Origin of the sequence: Pseudomonas sp. CAM1A (assembly GCF_047501685.1) — a bacterium.
Taxonomy (GTDB): domain Bacteria; phylum Pseudomonadota; class Gammaproteobacteria; order Pseudomonadales; family Pseudomonadaceae; genus Aquipseudomonas.
The window spans coordinates 705,338-725,603 of sequence record NZ_JBFNXP010000003.1 but is presented as its reverse complement, the minus strand read 5'-3'; the positions used below and the strand labels follow the sequence as shown (position 1 = coordinate 725,603).

Below are 20,266 nucleotides of genomic sequence, written 5' to 3'. Positions count from 1 at the left end.
CCCCGTTCATTTCCCACTGAATACCGCCAGGAGTGACAACAATGACCGACAACATCTTCACCGGCACCATGCCCGCCCTGATGACCCCCTGCACCGCCGAGCGCAAGCCGGACTTCGACGCCCTGGTGCGCAAGGGCCGCGAACTGATCGACGCCGGCATGAGCGCGGTGGTGTACTGCGGCTCGATGGGCGACTGGCCGCTGCTGACCGAGGCCGAGCGCCAGGAGGGCGTGGCCCGCCTGGTGGCCGCCGGCATCCCGACCATCGTCGGCACCGGCGCGGTGAACACCCGCGAAGCCGTATCCCATGCCGCCCACGCCGCCAAGGTCGGCGCCGCCGGCCTGATGGTCATCCCCCGCGTGCTGTCCCGCGGCGCCTCGCTGATCGCCCAGAAGCACCACTTCTCGGCGATCCTCGCCGCCGCGCCGAAGCTGCCGGCGGTGATCTACAACAGCCCCTACTACGGCTTCGCCACCCGCGCCGACCTGTTCTTCGAACTGCGTCGCGAATACCCGAACCTGATCGGCTTCAAGGAGTTCGGCGGCGGCGCCGACCTGCGCTACGCCGCCGAGCACATCACCTCCCAGGACGACGACGTGACCCTGATGGTGGGCGTAGACACGCAAGTGGTGCACGGCTTCGTCAACTGCAACGCCACCGGCGCCATCACCGGCATCGGCAATGCGCTGCCCCGCGAAGTGCTGCAACTGGTCAGCCTGAGCAAGCGTGCCGCCAAGGGCGACGCCAAGGCCCGACGCCAGGCCCGGGAGCTGGAGGCGGCGCTGGCGGTGCTGTCGTCGTTCGATGAAGGCTGCGACCTGGTGCTGTACTACAAGCACCTGATGGTGCTCAACGGCGACACCGAGTACCGCCTGCACTTCAACGAAACCGATGCCCTCAGCGACGCCCAGCGCAACTATGCCGAGCAGCAGTACGCGCTGTTCCGCAGCTGGTACGCCAGTTGGTCGGCCGAGCAGAACATCGCCTGATAACGAGGACTCTGGTGGGAGCGGGCTTGCCCCGCGAAGCAGGCGATGCCGTACCTGGCACCGGCTTCGCCGGTGTTCGCGGGGCAAGCCCGCTCCCACGCCCTCAGCTTCCATACTTGATTCCAAAGGACGCCCCATGACCCTGACAGGCAACCTGCTGATCGGCCAGCGTGCCGTGCCCGGCAACCGCGAAGCGATCCGCGCCATCGACCCGAGCAGCAACCAGGCCCTGGAACCCGCCTATGCCGGCGCCAGCGGCGAACAGGTGGCCCAGGCCTGCGCCCTGGCCTGGGCGGCATTCGATGCCTACCGCGAAACGCCCCTCGAACAACGCGCCCGTTTTCTCGAAACCATCGCCGAACAGATCGAAGCCCTGGGCGATGCGCTGATTGACCGCGCCCACGCCGAGACCGGCCTGCCCAAGGCCCGCCTGCTGGGTGAGCGTGGCCGCACCTGCGCCCAGCTGCGCACCTTCGCCCGGGTGGTACGCGCCGGTGAGTGGCTGGATGTGCGCGTGGACAATGCCCTGCCCGAGCGCCAGCCGCTGGCCCGCCCGGACCTGCGCCAACGCCAGGTGGCCCTGGGCCCGGTGGCGGTGTTCGGCGCCAGCAACTTCCCGCTGGCCTTCTCGGTGGCCGGCGGCGACACCGCCTCGGCACTGGCCGCGGGCTGCCCGGTGGTGGTCAAGGCCCACGGCGCCCACCCCGGCACCAGCGAGCTGGTTGGCCAGGCCGTGGCCCGGGCGGTCGCGCAGTGCGAACTGCCCGAGGGCGTGTTTTCCCTGTTATACGGCGCGGGCCGTGAAGTGGGCATCGGCCTGGTCACTGATCCATGCATCAAGGCGGTCGGTTTCACCGGTTCACGCACCGGTGGCCTCGCCCTTTGCCAGGCGGCCCACGCGCGCCCGGAGCCGATACCGGTCTATGCCGAGATGAGCTCGATCAATCCGGTGTTCCTCTTCGATGCCGCCCTGCAGGCCCGAGCGGAACCTCTGGCCCAAGCCTTCGTCGCTTCGCTGACTCAGGGTGCCGGGCAGTTCTGTACCAATCCCGGGTTGGTCATTGCCCGCCAGGGGCCCGCCCTCGAATGCTTCATCAATGCCGCCGCTGAGCATGTCCGGCAAGCCGCATCACAGACCATGCTTACTCCCGGTATTGCCAGCGCCTACGCCAATGGCGTTGCCGCACTGGGCGAGAACCGCAATGCCAGCCAGATCGCCAGCGGTCAGCCCCAGCAAGGCCCGAGCCAGTGCCAGGCGCACCTATTCGTCACCTCGGCCCAAGCATTTCTCGCCGACCCTACGCTGCAAGCCGAAGTGTTCGGCGCCGCCTCGCTGGTGGTGGCATGCGACAACGATGAGCAAATCCGCCAGATGGCCGAGCATCTGGAAGGCCAACTGACCGCCACCCTGCACCTGGACGAAGCCGATCTGGACAGCGCCCGCCGTTTGCTGCCGACCCTCGAACGCAAGGCCGGGCGTATCCTGGTCAATGGCTGGCCGACCGGGGTCGAGGTCTGCGACGCCATGGTCCATGGCGGCCCGTTCCCGGCCACCTCGGACGCCCGCAGTACCTCGGTGGGCACTGCGGCGATCCTGCGCTTCCTGCGCCCGGTGTGCTACCAGGACTTCCCCGACGCCCTGCTGCCCGCCGCATTGCAGCAGGCCAATCCGCTGCACCTGCGGCGGCTGCTCGATGGCCAGCGGGAAGCCTGAACCATGACCGCCACTGACACGGACATCGCCGTGGTCGGCGCCGGCATTGTCGGCGTCGCCTGCGCCCTGCAGCTGGCCCGCCAGGGCCGCCGGGTGCTGCTGATCGATCGCCAGGCGCCGGGCCACGGCGCGTCGTTTGGTAATGCCGGGCACTTGGCCACCGAGCAGGTGTTTCCCATCGCCGACCTGTCGATTCTCAAGCGCCTGCCGGCGATGTTGCTTGACCCCATGGGCCCGCTGCGGCTGGACTGGAAGTACCTGCCACGGGCCCTGCCCTGGTTCACCCGGCTGCTGCTGAACCTGCGACCGGCGCCGTTCCAGCGCAGCGTGGCAGGCATTAGGGCGTTGAATGAAAACAGCCTTGGCGCCTGGCAAAGACTGCTCGCATCCATCGACCGCAGCCACCTGCTCAAGGAGGATGGCTCGCTGCTGGTGTTCGAGCGCCACGAGTCGCGCCAGACGCTCGCGACGTTGCGCAGCCGCATGCAGGCACAGGGCGTACCCGTGGACCTGTGGTCTGCTGAGGCGGTAAGCGAAGCGGTGCCGCAGTTGAACCCGTCGATCCTGGGCGGCCTGTTCTTTCCGCGCACCGGTCACTTCCTCGATCCCTACCAGGTGGTCTGCGAACTGTTCAACGCCGCCAGGGCCAGTGGTGTGCGCTTTCTGCGCGCCGAGGTCAGTGGCGGCCGGGTGCATGGCCAGGGCATCAGCCTTGCCAGCGACCAGGGCAACCTCGAGGCCCGCCAGGTGTTGATCAGCGCTGGCGCACATTCGGCCAGGCTCACGGCCGCCCTGACCGGTCGGCAGGTACCGCTGGATACCGAGCGCGGCTACCACCTGATGCTGCCGGCGGAGCACCAGCGCCTGCCGTTTGCCGTCACCGCGCTGGAGCGCAAGTTCATCATGACGCCCATGGCCGACGGCCTGCGCCTGGCCGGCACGGTGGAGTTCGCCGGGCTCGAGGCGCCGCCGAGCATGCAGCGGGCGTGGCAGCTGCATAAGTTGAGCAAGGGTTTGTTCCGGCGGGAGCTGGATGCCGAGGGGGCGACGCCGTGGATGGGGTTCCGGCCTTCGTTACCGGATTCGCTGCCGGTGATCGACCGGGTGGCCGATGGCAAGGTGTTGCTGGCGTTCGGGCACCAGCATTTGGGGTTGACCCAGGCGGCGGTGACGGCGCAATGGGTGGGGCGGTTGGTAAATGGCGAAGATTGCCCGCAAATCAGCGCCTACCGGTTGAGCCGGTTTTGAAACGGGGGCCGCGTCGCGGCCCCTGCCTCACTCAGCGATAACGCTCAAGCCAGTGCGCATAAGGCGCCGGCAGCGTCCACGCCGCCTTGTCCACGCCCAGTGCCTTGGCAGCGGCATACGGCCAGTGCGGGTCAGCCAGGTGCGCACGCCCCACCGACACCAGATCGAGCTGGTTGGCCTGCAACGCGCCTTCGGCCAGCTCCGGGGTACCGAAGCCCCAGGCCGAGGTCACCGGCAGTTTCGCTTCGCGGCGCACCCGTTCGGCGATCGGGCCCATGAACGCCGGCCCCCACGGGATGTTGGTCTGGGGAATGGTGAAACCGACGCTGACGCTCAGCAGGTCCAGGCCACCAGCCTTGAACCGGCGCGCCAGTTCAATGGATTCCTGCAAGGTCTGCTCGTCACGGCCGTCATACTCCAGCACGCCGAAACGAGCGGTCAGCGGCAGGTTCTCCGGCCACACCTCACGCACGGCGGCCAGGGTTTCCAGGAGGAAGCGCGTGCGGTTGTCGAAGCTACCGCCATAGGCGTCGGTACGCTGGTTGGAGTGCTCGGAGAAGAAGCTCTGGCCGAGGTAGCCGTGGGCGAAGTGCAGCTCGATCCATTCGAAACCGGCATCGCGGGCACGACGCGCGGCATCGACGAAGTCCTGCTTGACCCGGGCGATATCGTCCAGGGTCATGGCCTTCGGCACTTTCGGCAGGTGGGCGCCGAAGGCGATGGCGGACGGGGCGATGGTGTCCCAGCCGCGGGCATCGTCGGCGGCGATGTGGTCGTCACCTTCCCAAGGACGGTTGGCGCTGGCCTTGCGCCCGGCATGGGCGATCTGGATGCCCGGCACGGAACCAGCGGCCTTGATCGCCTTCACAACTGGCACGAAAGCCTGGGCCTGGGCGTCGCTCCAGATACCGGCGCAGCCAGGAGTGATACGGCCTTCCGGCGAAACGGCAGTGGCCTCGACCACCACCAGGCCGGCGCCACCACGGGCCAGGCCCGCGTAATGCACCTGGTGCCAGTCATTGATCAGGCCATCTTCGGCCATGTACTGGCACATCGGCGGAATGGCGATGCGATTGCGCAGGGTGACGTCTTTGAGGGTGTAGGGTTCGAACAAGGCGGCCATGAGGTAACTCCAGGGACAGGGTGGATACGATTGTTCGATCATATTCGAACTATGGCAATTTGTGAAACCCCCGTTATCATGTCGTCCATGCGAGCCTATACCCACCCCAACCCCGAAGACCTGACGCTGGAGCGCCTGCTCTATGCCCTGAGCGACCCTGTGCGCATGGAAATCGTGCGCCGCCTGGCGGGTGTCGCCGAAGCCAGCTGCGGCGAGCTGGACGGCGGCCGGCCCAAGTCGAGCATGTCCCACCATTTCCGGGTATTGCGTGATTCCGGGCTGGTGCACACCCGCAACGTCGGCACCACGCACATGAATTCACTGCGCAGCGACGAACTCGAAAGCCGCTTCCCAGGGTTGCTGGGCAGTATTCTCGAGCAGCGTTGAGCCCCTGAATCCAGGCACAAAAAAACCACGAGGCCGCCAGGGGCGATCCTCGTGGTCGGTGTTGCCGGGCGAGCCCGGCAAGCATGGGCCTTACAGCGCCATGTCGTTCGCAGGCTTGCTCTCGACCGGTGCGCCTGGGGCGGCGGTGGTCTTGACGCTCTGGTCGAGCACTGGCGGCTTCTCCAGCTGCAGCACTTCGGCGGTGTAGTCCCACTCTTTCTGAGTGGCGGCAGCCGAGGCGTTCAGCTTGGTGCCATAGCTCGGCACGATTTCCTTGATCTTGGCCTGCCACTCAGGGGTAGCGACCTTCTCCTTGAACACCGTTTCGAGCACGTTGAGCATGATCGGCGCGGCGGTCGAGGCACCTGGCGAGGCACCCAGCAGGCCGGCGATGGTGCGGTCCTGGGAAGCCACGACTTCGGTGCCCAGTTTCAGCACGCCGCCCTTCTCTTCGTCACGCTTGATGATCTGCACGCGCTGACCGGCCTGCCACAGCTTCCAGTCTTCCTTCTTGGCGTTCGGGAAGTAGGTCTGCAGGGCGGCGAAGCGGTCGTCGTCAGACTGCATCAGCTGGCCGGCGAGGTATTCCACCAGCGGGTACTGGTCGATGCCGACGCGGGCCATCGGCCAGACGTTGTGGGTGGTGGCGCTGCTCAGCAGGTCCAGGTACGAGCCGTTCTTCAGGAACTTGGTCGAGAAGGTGGCGAATGGCCCGAACAGGATCACGCGCTTGCCGTCCAGCACGCGGGTGTCCAGGTGCGGTACCGACATGGGTGGCGCGCCGGTCGAGGCGATGCCGTAGGCCTTGGCCATGTGCTGCATGGCAACGGTCGGGTTCTCGGTCACCAGGAACGAGCCACCTACCGGGAAGCCGGCGTATTCCTTGGCCTCGGGGATGCCCGACTTCTGCAGCAGCTTCAGCGCGCCGCCACCGGCACCGATGAACAGGAACTTGGCGTCGGTGGCCGATTCGGTACCGTCCTTCAGGTTCTTGTACTCGACGTGCCAGGAGCCGTCTTCGTTGCGGGTGATGTCCTGCACTTCGGTGGACAGTTTGAGATCGAAGTTCTCTTTGGTCTGCAGGCTGCCAACGAACTGGCGGGTGATCTCGCCGAAGTTGACGTCGGTGCCGATCGGAGTCCAGGTGACCGCCAGCTTCTGGTTCGGGTCACGGCCTTCCATCATCAGCGGGACCCACTTGGCGATCTGCGCGTGGTCTTCCGAGTACTGCATCGGGCGGAACAGCGGGCTGGCCTGCAGGGCGTCGTAGCGCTTCTTCAGGAACTTGATGTTGTCATCACCCCAGACGAAGCTCATGTGCGGGGTGGTATTGATGAACGAGTGCGGGTTCTTCAGCACGCCCTGGCGTACCTGCCAGGCCCAGAACTGGCGGGAGATCTGGAACGACTCGTTGATCTCGATGGCCTTGGTGATGTTGACGTTGCCGTCTTTGTCTTCCGGGGTGTAGTTCAGCTCGGCCAGCGCGGAGTGGCCGGTACCGGCGTTGTTCCAGCCGTTGGAGCTTTCTTCGGCGACGCCGTCCAGGCGCTCGACCATCTCCATCGACCAGCTTGGCTCCAGCTCGTTGAGCCAGACAGCCAGGGTGGAGCTCATGATGCCGCCGCCAACCAGCAGCACGTCGACTTTCTTGGTGTCGGCAGCGTGCGCTTGCATGAAGCTCGCCGCGACAGCCAGACCCAGCAAGGTCTTGCCAGCTTTCTTGAACATTGATCGATTCCAGTCAGTAGAACGGAGGGTGGGCCTGTGGCTGGCCCAGGTATTCCATGTTCTTCAGCGCAGGCTTGTTGTGATCATTGTTCAGCAGCCAGAGAGACATTGGACGCGCCAGCCTTTGGTCGGATTGACCGACAAGGCTGAAACGATTTACGGATTGTAACCGAATTGCCAGCACAAACAAACGCGGCCCACCCTGTCAATGCGGCACTTCGCATCAGGGGGGGCCGCGCTTCCCGGAGCTACCTCAGACTTCCGGGAACACACCGTCCTCGAACGGTTCCTCGGTGCCGCCCTCGGTTTCCTCGGCGGTGTCGTTGACCTCCTCGGACAGCTCGGTCGCCTCGGCCTGCACCTCCACGGCCTCCTTGACCTGCTCCGCGAGTTCTTCACTCACCGCGTTGCCCATGTCTTCGACGATCTGCGGCAGTTGCTCATTGACCGTGGTGACGTTGGTGTTTGCCGCCGAGATATCGCCGGCCTCGAGCTGCCCCTTGGCCTCGAGCAGATTGTCGTTAGCCTCTTCCAACTGATCAGTCACCTCGATCTGGGCCAGGTCACTCACCTGTTCGGCGGCACTGTCGATCGCCCCGCCGGTATTGTCGCTGGCCACCGACTTGTACGCCGAACTGCCGCTGGCACGCACTTCGGACACCGAGGAGGAGAAGTCCGCCTCGCTCGGCACCTCGGCCTGCACGTCGCCAGAGGCGTTGTCGAGCTGCGCCTGGTTGTCGGCACGGGCCTGGTCGCCGACCTGCTGGCCATCGTTCTGCGCCTCCTGCACCTGCTCGGAGGTCGGGTCCTTGCCATCGTTCTCGTTGGCCTTGTCCTCGGCCAGCTTGTCGTTCTTGGTGGTCAGTTTCTGCTTGAGGAAGTCCAGGGCCATCCACAGCCCCATGGCCTCCATGAAGTACTTGAACACGGTGCCGAAGGTCAGGTTCGACCAGAACTTGTCCCAGCCCGACTCCGGCGCCAGCGGGATAGCGATCACCGACTTGCCCAGCATGGTGCCGGCCAGCAGGGTCAGGGCCGTGGTGTCCGAGTCCTTGCCGGTGAAGGTGCCCTTGTAGCCGAAGGTGCAGTTCAGGGTGATGGCGCCACCGCTGCTGTCGATCAGCTGGCCATTGGAGAACTGCAGCGTCTTGCTGCTGCCCTGGGACGTGAGGGTGATGGTATAGGCGCTCTGGCGGTCGCTGGGGTCGGCCGGCGACGGCGCGTTGGCCTTGCGGGTGAAGGTGATGGTGCCCTCGGAAGTCGCGCCCTTGGCATTCTGCCCGGTGGCCGCCGAGTACACGTAGAAGGTCGCGCCCGGCTTGCCCTGGTCGTTCATTCCCCACAGATAGGCGAAGCCGCGCATCCAGGTGCTGACTGCGACATAGCTGGGGAAGTCCAGGCCGGCGAATGTCGGGTACTGGTTGAAGAACGCCGCCATCTTGGCATTGCCATCGGCAACCGAACCGCTGCTGAAGGCATCCTTCATGGCCGACTGGAAGTTGGCCGACATCTGCGACGAAGGCGAGGTCATGATGTTCTGGCAGAACGTCAGGGCGGTCTGCATGTTCTTCGCCGCCGCTGCGGTGATATTGATATCGGGGTAGGTCTCGGTATTGAAGTCGAGCTGCTCGCCCACGGTCATCACCGGAAACAGCGAGTCGGTTCTCGACACCAGCAGGTTATAGAGATGCGATACGGCGGTCTGGTGCTGGCTGTTGACATAGGTGTCATGCAGCGTGGCCGTGGTACTGGCACCGTTTTTCAGCACGTTGCCGCTGGCCATCGACAGGAACTTGAGGTCCTGCAGGTAGCCCTGTTCGCTGGTGCCGCTGGCGGCATGGGCGTCGAGCACCACGACATCGACACCGGACTGGTTGCTCAGCTTGACGGTCTCGTTGATTTGCGTGGCGGTGGTCAGTTTGGCGGTATTGGCAGTGTTCACGTTGCTCTCCTTGCTGGTTGCGGTGAATGACACATCAATACGCAATGCACGCCGTGGTGCTGCGCACCCCGGCCTGATAATGGGTGGACAGGATGCTGCCGCCGACCGGCAGGCCACGGCTGTCGAACTGCGCCCCGGCATAGTCCACGTCGGTCACGCGGATCACCCGCTGGCCGTCGCGGGCATACAGGGTCACCAGCGTACGGCGAGGCGTTCCGCTGCTGCCCGGCTGGATAAACCAGTCTTCGCGCCGCTGCAACAGGCTGCCGTCCTGGCGCCGCTGCACACTGCAGCGATCAGCGGCGCGGTTGGGCGTCCAGGGGGCGCAGGAGCAGAGCAACGGCGCCGGCTTGATCCGCGTCATGACGCCTTCGAGGTCCAGCCGCTGCCGGCCCACCAGTTGCCCCTGGCGATAGCGCAGGGCCGTGGCGCTGCGGGGTTTGCCGCAGGCGGCGTAGGTGCGCACCACCAGTTCGCCGCCATGGACCTGGCGGCGGGCGTCGAACAGCACGCCGCCGTAGTCGGAGTTGATGTGCTCCAGCACCGCATTGCCGCCTTCGATATAGCGCGTACCGATCACCTGGTAAGGCACGCCAGTGGCCCCCAGGTAGGACTTGGCGCTGTAGGTCCGCGTGCCGCGGCCATCGGTATGGTTTACCGCGAGCATGCCGCCGGTCAGCCGGGTTCCGGCCATCTGCGCCTGCCCATAGGACACGCAGGTGCGCCCCAGCAGCCGGCCATCGGCATCGAACTGGCGGGTGCTGTAGCTGGCATAGCACTCCTCGTCGTAGGCCATCTGCGCCTGATGGACGAGATGCCCCTGGGCATCGTTCGCCGACAGCGTGGCCAGGCCGTGGGACGGCGTGCCGGCGGCAGTGAGGTGCAGGGCGTCGTACTGGCCGAACACCGAGCGCCGCACCTGGCCCTGGTCATCGAGCAGACGAGTGATCGAGGAGCGCGCCCGTCCCTGGGCATCGATAAGCAGATGGCTGTCGGCATGCGGCGCGCCCCCGGCGTCCACCGAGCGGTAGCGCACCTCCAGGCCGCCATCGGTCTGGGCGTGGTACTCGGCCCGGCCCCGGGTGGCGACGTTCACCCCGTCCGGGCCGTAGTGCACCAGCGACACCGCCCTGGGCGGACGGACGGCGTAGCCGGGGTCGACCAGGCCATCGAGCAGGCTCTGCAAGGCTTGGTTGTTCATGTCGGTACTCCTTCACTGACACTGTCAGGCGCGAGGATCCCGGCCAGGTGGTCGAGCAAGGCGACCCCTTCGGCGCGGGTGGTGGCTTTTTTGTAGGAGAAGCGCATGTCCAGGCTGACCCGGGTACGCTCGCTGTCGTTGCGCATCGAGCCATGCCCCAGGTAGCCGCCATCGAAGATCAACACCTGGCCGTAGCGCAGGCTGACCGGGCTGTAGTCGGCACTGCCATAGTCGCTTTCCAGCCACAGGGCGGCGCCCGCCTCGACATCGGTGAACGGCATCCAGAAGTTGACCTGATCGATGCGCTCGGTCACGCAGATATCGTGATGGAACGAACTCACGCTGGGCGTGCCGGCCAGGTGCACGCGCAGCTTCGGGTGGCTGGTATAGGAAATGCCACGCCCCACCAACGGCGCCAGCACCTGGAGCATGAACGCGTGGTAGAGGGTCCAGAAATCGGCCGTGGCAGGCTGACGCTCCATCATGTCGCTGAGCAGCAGGTTGTCCCTGGGGCGCAGCCGCTCCGGGCGGCCACGCTCGAGGTAATGCTGGCGCAGATACAGGTGCAGCCGGTCCAGGCGCTGCACCTTGTACACGTCCCGCGTCAGTGCCGCGGCGAAGGGAAAGCGCCGGGTGTCGTAATCCAGAACCAGACGGTTGCGCCGGGGCCTGGCACCGGCCTCGGCCATCAGCCAGGCCCGATCCACCCCGGCCAGCAACGGCTGCACGCGCATGTTCATCCGGCATCCTCCGTTTCATCCTGGCGCAACCGCGCCAGCGCCTCGCGCAACAGGCGCAGGTTGCCGCGCGCGCGGTCGTAACCATGCCAGAGGAAGATCCCGCCCTTGTCGCTGGCCGCCACCATCACCGTCACCAGGTGCCGCCAGGCCCATTCGGGCAAGCCCAGCCGTGGCTGCTCGAGCAGTTGGCCTATCCACAGCGGCTCGATCAGGGCCATGCCGCGCAGTTGCACCTTGCTGCCCGCGGCGCTGCGGCCCTGGCCATGCAACAGCGGCTTGAGCGTGATCGGATCGAGGGTCACGTCCAACTGGCCGGACTCCACGGCCGGCGGGCCACCCTGCCACTGGATGCGCCCCTCGCGAAACTCGGCGGTTACCGGCTTACCGGCGATCTCCAGCCCGTAGGGCCCCAGGCGCAACGCCAGCAACTCGGCCAGGCGACCATGCACCAGGCGCAGGCGGTAAGCCCCCTGGGCCCACTGCGGCAAATCCTCGAAACGACGTGTCGACAATGCCAGGCGTCGCTCACCGATGCGTGTGTCACGTCCGTTGAACTGCACTTCGCCGGGCAATGCCACGCCCTCGCGCAACACATCGACCCCTTGGCTCGCCGAGGCCGATGGCACGATGCGCAGTGCCTCCCCGGCGACCCGATAATCCCCAACCGCCAGGCACGCCGGACGCGCCAGCGATTGCCCGCGCAGGGCCACCTTGTAGCCGCTCCCGGCCTGTTCCCCTGCGGGCCACACCAGGCCGACCCAGCTGCGCCCGCCCTGCACCGAGAGATCGGATTGCAGGTAACCGGAACTGCCATTGCCGGCCTCGGCGCTCCAGGTCAGCACGCCCGACTGGTAGCGCACGCCCACCAGCGGCTGGCCATCGAGGTCGACGCGCAGGCCGGCGTTCTTCATGCGGCTGAACACCGAGAGGCTCATGCGTCGGCTACTGTCGAGGTAGAAGCCACTCCAGGGCGCCAGGCTCGACTGCAGCAGCGCATTGAGCTCGGCATTCATGCCCGGCCAGTCGATGCTCAGGCCGGCCTTGCGCGCCCAGGCCGCGGCAACAGCACGCAGTTCACCCGGCGCGGCGGCGCTGAGCGCCCGGTGCAAGGCGCTGCTGGCCGAGGTATAGGTCAGCAGGTGCTCGACCCCTTCCCGATTTCCGGGGTGACGCTGGGCATCGGCGCCCTTGGCCGCCAGTTGCACCGCGCCCGGGTCGCGCTGCCCCAGCAGATGCCGTTCACGGGCATCCAGCCCGCCCCAGGCCTGCACCGCGGCCTGGGGGTCGTCGCGGTACTGCCGGCGCAACTCGGCATCGTCGGACAAGGCAAGAATGAAACGCCCGGCGCCAGTGTCGGCCTGCCACTGGTAACTGGCCGGCACATCGAAGCGGGCGAAATCGCTGAAGGCACGACGTTCACGCTTGTCGTAGCGGTCGATCACCCGCAACGGATCACTGGCGGCGCGCACCGGTTGGCCGGGGCGGATCAACCCGAGCCGCTCAAGCATCTGCGGATCCGACTGCCCTGCAGTGCGCGGCGGCAGGTAGAAGGTGGAGATACCGGTCACCCACGATTGCGCCAACGGATCGCGCAGGCTGGCCAGGGTCTGCCGGTCGATCAGCGGATCGATCCCCGGGTAGCGCGAGCCGACATAGTTGATCACCGGGTGCTCCGGGCCGTAGAGCGCCTCCAGGTAGTCGAGCAGCACGGCGAAGTTGCTGTTCAGGTACCCCTGGCGTCGGTAGCCCAGCTCGCCGATCAGGCCGACCTGCCAGAGCACCAGGTGCAGTCCCGGGTCCGGCTGGCGGCGACGGATCAGCATGTCGGTGGCTTCATACATCTGCATGCCGGGTTGACTGGGGTCAACGCCCAGGTCGGCACACAGGGTGTCGAGGGCGCTGACTGCCGCGCGCATGCTGGCGTGGTGCCCTTCACGGCGGGCGATGGTCACGGCGCGATGGGTCGACAGCACGAATACCCCGGGGTGGCCATAGAAGATCGCCACCACATGCTCGCCGTTGCGCACGTGATGCAGCATGGCCTCGGTCATCTGCATGTAGGTCAGGTAACGCGGTTTGCTGTCGTCGTAGAGCACGTAAAGGTCATAGGCATCCGGACGCTGCGAGAGGATCCAGATCTTGGTGGCCGGGTCGGCGACGCAATAGAACACATGGTCGGCGGCGAGGATCCGCGCCTCGTCGCTGCGGCTGAAGTCCGAGGCCTCGATACCCGAGCCGAGGATCTCAAGGGTACCAGGGCGCTGCGGCGCAACCAGCAGCGCCGGGTCGTCGCTGATCTCCGCGGCCCTGGCCGCGATGGCCTGGGCCAGCCGCCGCCAGCGACGGCGGTGGTCCTCGGCGCTCGGGTATTGGGTGGCTTGCGCCTGTTCGCGGTTGTTGCGGGTCGTCATGCTCATGCGGTTCGCTCCTCAGGCGCCTTGCGCGGCCAGGTATTTCATCGCAACACTCGCCCCCACCTTCACCGGCAGTGGCTTGCCCTGGTAGGTGGCGTTGCCGAGTATCACGAAGGCCTTGCAGGCCTGGTCGCCGGTGTAGGGCGCCATGCTGGCCACCACCTGATTCTCGTCGTCACTGGACCAGCGCCAGTTGGCCGCGTCGTTGTCGGCCTTGGTGTTGCCGGTCTGCAGCAGCGTGGAAATCGTCACCCCGACGGTCTTCGCATCGCCCTGCACTTCGGCCACGTACTGGCTGAAGGTCTGCCAGCGAGCCGCCACTGGCTTGTCGTCCTGCAGCATGTAGTTGACCAGCACGCCCACCCCGGTGCTCTGCCGCGGTTGCAGATTCTCGATGTCCTTCTCGTCCTGGTTCTTCCAGGCCTGGAATATCGCGCCCACGCTCTGGAAAGCGACATAGATCACCGCCCCTTCGATCAGGGTCGGCAAGGCCTTGGTCATGATCCAGTTGCCGACGCCATTGACCACCTTCATCAGGGCGCCGGGCTCGACGTTCACATCGGTGTCGATATCCACGTCGACATCGATGTCGATGTCCGTCTCGGTGTCGGTCACCACATCGATGTCCACGTCGATGTCCACATCCACGTCCACATCGACCACGGCGATGAAATCGACGTCGATATCGATGTCGATATCCACGTCGACGTCCACATCGATGTCGATATCGATATCCACGTCCACATCGACGTCTATATCCACGTCGATGTCCACGTCGACGTTGACCGGATCCGCCGCATCGCCCACGCCACTCCCGGCGCCGGCGGTGTCGCCGGTGCTGTTGAGGCTGTCCTGGATGCGGCTGATCAGCTTGCCGGTGTTCTGCGCCAGCCACTGCATGCCGTTGGCCACGGTGCCCAGCAGGTTGATCGCGGCGTCGAGGGTCATCGCCAGCTGCACGGTGAACAGCGCGCCATAGGCCATGTCGTAGGCGACCGCGTACCACGGCAGTTGCGGATTCTGGTAGGACTGGGCGATGAACTGCTGGCCGTCACAGGTGCCGACAAAGGCCCAGGTAATCACATCGGGCTTGCCTTCCCAGGTCAGGTCACGGATGAACCCGGTGGTGTTGAAGCCGTGCTTGTCGTCGGCACCAGGGCTGGTCAGCTGGCCGTACTGGAACTGCAACGCACTGCCGCCGCCCGTGCTGGGGCTGTAGTTGGCCTTGCCGTCGGCGATGGTCAACGTGCCCACCTGGGTGGTGGGCAGGATGAAGCCCATGGAGTTGCCGCTGGGAGGCTCGTAGCAGTAGTAGGTGCCCGGATACGCATACAGTTGGTTGTTGGCCCAGTAACCCAGGGCCGAGAACAGCGCAAAGCTCACCCCGGGGTAGCCATTGGCGGCGAAGAAAGAGGCGGCCTTGTCGTTGAGGGCATTGGCCGGGGTATCGCTGACCAGCTCGGAGAATGCCAGGGCGGTGGGGGTGAAGGGCTGGCTGATGAACGACTGGTAGAACGCCCAACCGGAGTTGGCCGTGGTCACATCCTGGTTGCCGACCCGCACCTGCTCCGAGTCCGGCAACAGGGCGTTGGCCACCTGCACCAGCAAGGGAAACTGGTCGCTCTGGCGCACGATCACCAGCCGCGCCAGGCTCTCGGTGAGTGGCAAGGTGGTGCTCTGGTTGGCGCCCAGCGAGCCTTGCAGGGTGTATACGGCGGTATAGTCCGCCGGATTGGTGGAAGGCGGATCGGTCGCGGGGTTCTTGTTGAGGGTGGTGTAGATGTCCAGCGCCAGGTTGGTGTTGTTGGTGATCTGGACGGGGTAGGTGGCCATCTCGATGCATCTCCCTTGCCTTCGAACAGCGCCAGGGCGCCGGGTTGAGACTCGACGGGCCAAGGAAGAGCAAAGGAGCGCGAGCGCGCAGGCGTGCAGACGGCACACGCAGTGAAATGCGGGCCGTATGCCGTCCATGGTCGGGGATCCAGACTCGTCCTGAGGCTGTCAGTCAGGGTGTCATGCACTATAGCGAGCGACCGGTAACGCCAATGGAACAGTTGGCGATATGCCAGCAGCGTTCAATTGCCAATGCGTGCCCAGGGCGAAACTGCCAGAAAAGGCGGCCCAGACAAACAAAAAACCCCCGGCCACATCCATGGTCGGGGGTCTTGGATCAGGCTGTGAACAACCCGATCAGGGTATTTCCAGGATTACTGCTGCTGAGGCAGTTTATCGATCGGGCCGCAGCCGCCGATGATCTTGGAGATGGAAACCGATGGGTGGAACAGGTAGTCGTACGAGCAGTTCTTAGGCTGGTTGTAGACCTGGCCGGTGCAGCCGGACAGCAGGGCAACGCCCGAAACGACAGCAACAGCGACAGTAGCTTTGATCAGCTTTTTCATAAAAATCCTTTAGTCCATGATCCACCATCAAACGGATGGCGCGCGGATCATACGGGAAATGGCGGTGAGAATGAAAGGCGTTAGTACAGGTGCACTAGTTGACGGGAGTCAACTAACAAGTTGTTGGCACGGCAACTAGCGGGTTGAACTATTTGCTAAAACGTTAAAGGCGGGTAGTTCCTTTCAGCTTCCTACAGGTTCTCATCAGACTTTCCTGATTCCCTGTAGTCCATTTCCCAAGCACACTTTTTCCCCATTCAAGCCGTTGCAGCTGCTCGATCTGCGACCTAGTCTCGACCCGTCGTTGCCAACTCAACGACCGGCTTTGACAGGCCGTAGCTCAGAACGCAATGGCTGCTTCATGGCAGTTGTGCGTGGGGCACATTCGTGTGCGCCGGGAACCTGAGCCTCGGTCTGTCAACCTACGTACAGCTGCCTCCATTGGTTTGACAGCTTGTGGTGGACGCCCCAAATTGCTCAGGTTACTACCATGATAAAAATTGTCCCCGACCCTCCGCTACAAGCATCCAACTCCCCTCATACCCTCGAGGATCTGCTCGTCCAGATCGCCGAGTACCTCGTCTGTGCCCTCACCGCCGCCCAGCACGCCGCCATGATCCACACCAAGCCGCCGGGCCAGGTCATGGCCCTGACCGCCGTGCACGAAATCGACAGCGCACGCAGCTTGGTCGAAATGGCCCTGAGCCGTGTACAGGCAAGGCATTGATCGCGCCCTGAGAACAAGGAGAAACGGCATGACTCAAGACAAGCGCATCACCACCGTCGGCATCGGCAGCTTTGGCGAAAGCGGTGAAGTCGACAACGAAACTCCACTGTTCCAGGTCGTTGCTGGCCACCCCATGGACTATGCCCTGGAACAATCCACCCACTTGATAACCTGCGCCTACACCCTGAGCGATATCGCACTGACTCAAGATCTGAAGAACGCGCCTACTTTGTTAGCCGCCGCCCACTACCTCACCGGCATGGCCAAAGCACTGTCGCAAGATGTCTCTCACGCAGTGACGAACAGCCCCGCTGTTTGATGCAAAAAGCCCCGTGGCGCGAACTACGGGGCTTTCAGCAAAGATATCGGTAAAGACCTTTATCGCATCAACCAACCTGCTCGAATCGCCGCCGCCTCACGAACAGGCCCACGCCCAACCCCGTGGCAAGGATCGACAGCAATCCCAGGTCCAACCCGAACAAACGGGCTTGGCTCACAACGATGCAACCGACGACACCAACCACCACCAGCGCCACCCCCAGCCACTTGCGCAGCGGGTAGGGCCTGAGGAACCGATCCAGCAGGCCATAAAGCGCCAGGGCGATGACCGCATAGGTAATTTCGGACACAGGCGCCTCCCTCAGGTCTTGATGATCAGGGTCGAAGTGGAGTGCTGCGGACCGATGCCGCCATTGACCTGCGCCTCGATGCTGACCAGCACATCGCCAGCATGGTAGGTGGGCAGGACGTCATTGGCATAGGCACGAACCCCCGCGCCCACCGGCACGCCAACGTAAGGAGAGGCTACAGAACTGGCGGCGGCGGCGAACGCCGAAGCGGCGAGGTTGGCGACCTTGGTGCGCTGGGCATTGAGGGTATCGCCCTGCTGGCGGGTCAGCGGCTTGGAGATACCGATCTTCATCACGCACGGTAGCCCTTTGGCCAGCATCCTGTCGTACGTCTCGACGACCTTGCTGTTGACCTCGTAATGGGCGCTTTTCGCTTCGCCGAAATGCAGCTCGCGCAAACGCCCGCGCTCGCTGTCGGTCAGGGTGATCTGCGAGACGTTGAAGACGATCCCGTGGTTGCCCATGTATTGGAAAGTCCCTTCGAACTTCATTGCACGCATCCTTTCGAGGCAAAGGGTGCGATTCTCTACAAGGCGCGACAGGTACGCAAACGGTGGCATTTGGCTATACCAGCCTACTGCCCTGCTGCGAGTAGTCCATTTCCGAATCGGGCATCCAGGCCCGCCGAAGCATTGCCGTTGACCAGGTACCGCTCTAGGCTCTACTGATCGCTGCCTCGTCGACTGCACCATCAAGAACACTGCAAATGCTCCACAAGCCGTATGGGCGATGCCAAACCATGGACGAGCAGAGCGTGGTACTTCAGGTGCCATTCGAAGCGGAGGGTGTGGATGTCTCAAAACGATATGCCAGACAGTCGGCTGCAGGAGCCCTGGGCCCACTATTTTCATCGACTTTATGCAGCAGGCATGAGCCTGGGTAGACATGGCTCGCCATCAGAGAAGATTGGTACGGTAACCATGAATGACGTGCCCCGTGATGAACTCAACGCCAAGCTCGAGACCATCGAAATCAAGATGGACGCCCGGGTAGAAGCCATTGCGTCGAAAATCGACGGTTTTCTCGTTGCCCAGAGTGAGCGCGACAAGCGCTTGGACGAATCGATCGCAGGTGTGCGGCGCGACATCGATCGATTGGGGAGCCTGAAGCTGAACATCTGGGGCGCCATGCTTACCGCTGTTGCGCTGGGTGTAACGGTGGCGGCACTGAGTGTGACGGTCTATCAGACAGGTAAAGGCGACATCGCCATCGCACCCCTGTCGTCACTCGCGATAGAGGTCCCCGGCTCAGCACACATCGCTACTGACGAGTAAAAGCATACCGCTCCATCTGCTCTAAAACTGCCTAATGCGCCCCCTGAAACGACGAAGCCCCCGAAAACTCAACGTTTTCGGGGGCTTCGACTACTTCGCGTATGGCGGAGAGATAGGGACCTTCCACGCGCTGATGAAAACCCCATAAAACCCAGTAACCATTGAACGCCATGCTGAATAGTAGTACAAACGAGTAGTACAATTCACGTTTTGATCTTGGCGGCACGTATGGCGGATTTCATCTTTAGAAAGCAGGGCGAATCGACTTGGTACGCACGTTTGGCCGTACCTGCGGACGTTCAAAAATCCATCGGCAGGAAGGTATTTGTTCAGTCGCTAAAAACAGCTTCTCGCACCGAAGCCGTGCATCGCAGCCATGCGCATCTGGCCGTATGGCGAAATCAAATCAACGCCGCACGCAAGGCAAAGGAAGCCCCAGAAGGTTGGCAGGAAAATATCGTGACAGCCACGACCGAAGCCGAGTCATTCATCCAAAGCAGGAAGCGTGCAATCATCGGCGAAGCTGTGCCACCTCTGAACGTCAGCGACGCAGACGTCCAAGCATTTAAAAAGTCCAATCCAGGCTTGGTCGCTCAGCTTGAAAAATGGGTGGATAGCCAACCAGACGGTGATGTTGCGGGTGATCTACGCATACGGGATGCAATGCTCGTAAGATTCAAAGCCACGCTTGAACGTGCGTTCAATGCAAAGCACAGCCTGACACTGGAGCAGCAACAGGAGCTGATATCCCTGATCGACTCGCCCGCCAGCTATCAAAAAAAATCTCCCTTGACGAAAACTAGGCTGGCGTCCTTCCGGACGTACCGGATCGGACAAAAAATCGCTGAGAAGACTATTGACCAGCAGGAGTCGAAGCTGCGAAAGCTGTCAGACTATCTGACAGCTAATCAAGCCACGCTAGATACGGATACAGTGGCCAAGTGGCTGAACTCGCTCGACTTATCAAGTAAGACACTGACCCAGTATCTATTGGCGGGTAGCGTATTCTGGAAGTGGGCAAATCGCTACGATGAACGTTGGCGCAGCGATTACAAGGATCGCGCAAACCCATTCGAGAACCACGATCTACCGAGAGTACGTGGCAAGGCAAAAGCAGAAGGAAAGCGTAAAGACTTCAGCCTGGAAGACTTATCAATGCTGCATGATGCTGCAATGAAAGATGGCCTGTGCGTTTTGGCTGACCTGATTCTTCTCGGGGTGTACACTGGCGCACGCATAGAAGAACTTTGTCAACTGAAAAAAACTAGCGTCATCACTTTAGAAGACATTCAATGCTTCGATATCGTCGACAGTAAAACGGCGGCAGGCATTCGCTCTGTCCCAATCCATCCAGCACTCAAGCCGGTTGTGAAAAGGCTGGCACAAGAATCGACTGACGAATACTTGATACGCTCCAATAGCCGCAACAAGTATGGCAACAGATCTGATCCTCTGTCCAAGGCATTTGGCCGTCTTAAAACCCTGCATGGCTTTGGCAAACAGCACGTATTCCATAGCATCCGGGCTACTGTTGTCACACAGCTACTCCGAGCGGGTGTTGCTGGGACCTTGATCGCGGAAATCGTTGGGCACGAAACTGGCACTGTAACCTTTGATGTGTACAGCCAAGGTGCCAGTCAACTGCAAAAGTTTAAAGCAATTTCCAAACTGCCTCGACTGAAACCAACGGCGAACACAAGTGGTGAAACGACAGTCGGATGATGAACTGATCAGCCAAGAGATTTAACATG

Annotated in this window: 18 protein-coding genes; 8 read left to right on the top strand and 10 right to left on the bottom strand. The window is 63.4% G+C overall.

The features are described 5' to 3' along the window. Positions 1–41: 41 nt before the first annotated feature. The 3 genes from ABZO33_RS11810 to ABZO33_RS11800 all read left to right on the top strand — a co-directional run bounded on the left by ABZO33_RS11810 (position 42) and on the right by ABZO33_RS11800 (position 3,951). A complete protein-coding gene (locus ABZO33_RS11810) occupies positions 42–989 on the top strand; it encodes a dihydrodipicolinate synthase family protein (protein ID WP_414536160.1) in 948 nt (315 codons plus the stop codon). Positions 990–1,125: 136 nt separating this feature from the next. Next, positions 1,126–2,703, top strand: coding sequence for an aldehyde dehydrogenase (NADP(+)) (locus ABZO33_RS11805; protein ID WP_414536159.1), 1,578 nt, complete (start codon positions 1,126–1,128; stop codon positions 2,701–2,703). A 3-nt stretch (positions 2,704–2,706) separates the two neighbouring features. Beyond that, positions 2,707–3,951 (top strand): NAD(P)/FAD-dependent oxidoreductase, encoded by a 1,245-nt coding sequence (locus tag ABZO33_RS11800; RefSeq protein WP_414536158.1) that lies wholly within the window; start codon positions 2,707–2,709, stop codon positions 3,949–3,951. Between the two features lie 31 nt (positions 3,952–3,982). On the opposite strand, the gene ABZO33_RS11795 is transcribed toward ABZO33_RS11800, so the two are convergent. Next, positions 3,983–5,074 (bottom strand): NADH:flavin oxidoreductase/NADH oxidase, encoded by a 1,092-nt coding sequence (locus ABZO33_RS11795; RefSeq protein ID WP_414536157.1) that lies wholly within the window; start codon positions 5,072–5,074, stop codon positions 3,983–3,985. A 51-nt stretch (positions 5,075–5,125) separates the two neighbouring features. Between ABZO33_RS11795 and ABZO33_RS11790 the strand changes: the two genes are divergently transcribed. Beyond that, the gene (locus tag ABZO33_RS11790) at positions 5,126–5,461 is read left to right on the top strand and encodes an ArsR/SmtB family transcription factor (RefSeq protein WP_414536156.1); all 336 of its coding nucleotides are present in this window, start codon (positions 5,126–5,128) and stop codon (positions 5,459–5,461) included. 90 nt (positions 5,462–5,551) lie between these two features. Here ABZO33_RS11790 and mqo read toward each other — a convergent pair whose 3' ends face one another. The 7 genes from mqo to ABZO33_RS11755 all read right to left on the bottom strand — a co-directional run bounded on the left by mqo (position 5,552) and on the right by ABZO33_RS11755 (position 15,885). Continuing rightward, positions 5,552–7,189 carry a malate dehydrogenase (quinone) gene (gene mqo / locus ABZO33_RS11785; protein ID WP_046856710.1) on the bottom strand — a complete coding sequence of 546 codons (1,638 nt, stop codon included), beginning with the start codon at positions 7,187–7,189 and terminating at the stop codon, positions 5,552–5,554. Between the two features lie 253 nt (positions 7,190–7,442). Beyond that, the gene (locus ABZO33_RS11780; RefSeq protein WP_414536155.1) at positions 7,443–9,131 is read right to left on the bottom strand and encodes a hypothetical protein; all 1,689 of its coding nucleotides are present in this window, start codon (positions 9,129–9,131) and stop codon (positions 7,443–7,445) included. Positions 9,132–9,165: 34 nt separating this feature from the next. Next, a complete protein-coding gene (locus ABZO33_RS11775) occupies positions 9,166–10,332 on the bottom strand; it encodes a hypothetical protein (RefSeq protein ID WP_414536154.1) in 1,167 nt (388 codons plus the stop codon). After that, positions 10,329–11,072: a hypothetical protein gene (locus ABZO33_RS11770; RefSeq protein WP_414536153.1), complete on the bottom strand. Its 744-nt coding sequence runs from the start codon at positions 11,070–11,072 to the stop codon at positions 10,329–10,331. Before ABZO33_RS11770 ends, ABZO33_RS11775 begins: the two co-directional genes overlap by 4 nt. Further along, a complete protein-coding gene (locus ABZO33_RS11765) occupies positions 11,069–13,489 on the bottom strand; it encodes a hypothetical protein (protein WP_414536152.1) in 2,421 nt (806 codons plus the stop codon). The genes ABZO33_RS11770 and ABZO33_RS11765 overlap by 4 nt, the downstream gene beginning before the upstream one ends. Positions 13,490–13,501: 12 nt before the next feature. Next, positions 13,502–15,319, bottom strand: coding sequence for a hypothetical protein (locus ABZO33_RS11760; protein ID WP_414536151.1), 1,818 nt, complete (start codon positions 15,317–15,319; stop codon positions 13,502–13,504). Between the two features lie 374 nt (positions 15,320–15,693). Continuing rightward, positions 15,694–15,885, bottom strand: a complete 192-nt coding sequence (locus tag ABZO33_RS11755; protein ID WP_023630554.1) for a DUF4223 family protein — start codon at positions 15,883–15,885, stop codon at positions 15,694–15,696. A 490-nt stretch (positions 15,886–16,375) separates the two neighbouring features. On the opposite strand from ABZO33_RS11755, the gene ABZO33_RS11750 reads away from it, so the two are divergent. Together ABZO33_RS11750 and ABZO33_RS11745 are read left to right on the top strand one after the other, a co-directional pair. Beyond that, the gene (locus ABZO33_RS11750; RefSeq protein ID WP_414536150.1) at positions 16,376–16,612 is read left to right on the top strand and encodes a hypothetical protein; all 237 of its coding nucleotides are present in this window, start codon (positions 16,376–16,378) and stop codon (positions 16,610–16,612) included. Between the two features lie 28 nt (positions 16,613–16,640). After that, positions 16,641–16,931 carry a DUF3077 domain-containing protein gene (locus ABZO33_RS11745; RefSeq protein ID WP_414536149.1) on the top strand — a complete coding sequence of 97 codons (291 nt, stop codon included), beginning with the start codon at positions 16,641–16,643 and terminating at the stop codon, positions 16,929–16,931. Positions 16,932–16,998: 67 nt separating this feature from the next. Here ABZO33_RS11745 and ABZO33_RS11740 read toward each other — a convergent pair whose 3' ends face one another. Together ABZO33_RS11740 and ABZO33_RS11735 are read right to left on the bottom strand one after the other, a co-directional pair. After that, on the bottom strand, positions 16,999–17,241 hold the full coding sequence (locus ABZO33_RS11740; RefSeq protein WP_414536148.1) for a hypothetical protein: 243 nt from the start codon (positions 17,239–17,241) through the stop codon (positions 16,999–17,001). Positions 17,242–17,252: 11 nt separating this feature from the next. Beyond that, the gene (locus ABZO33_RS11735; protein WP_028692998.1) at positions 17,253–17,732 is read right to left on the bottom strand and encodes a hypothetical protein; all 480 of its coding nucleotides are present in this window, start codon (positions 17,730–17,732) and stop codon (positions 17,253–17,255) included. Between the two features lie 300 nt (positions 17,733–18,032). Here ABZO33_RS11735 and ABZO33_RS11730 point away from each other — a divergent pair, with 300 nt between their 5' ends. Together ABZO33_RS11730 and ABZO33_RS11725 are read left to right on the top strand one after the other, a co-directional pair. Beyond that, a complete protein-coding gene (locus tag ABZO33_RS11730) occupies positions 18,033–18,515 on the top strand; it encodes a hypothetical protein (protein WP_414536147.1) in 483 nt (160 codons plus the stop codon). Between the two features lie 228 nt (positions 18,516–18,743). Next, a complete protein-coding gene (locus ABZO33_RS11725) occupies positions 18,744–20,237 on the top strand; it encodes a tyrosine-type recombinase/integrase (protein ID WP_414536146.1) in 1,494 nt (497 codons plus the stop codon). Positions 20,238–20,266: the final 29 nt, after the last annotated feature.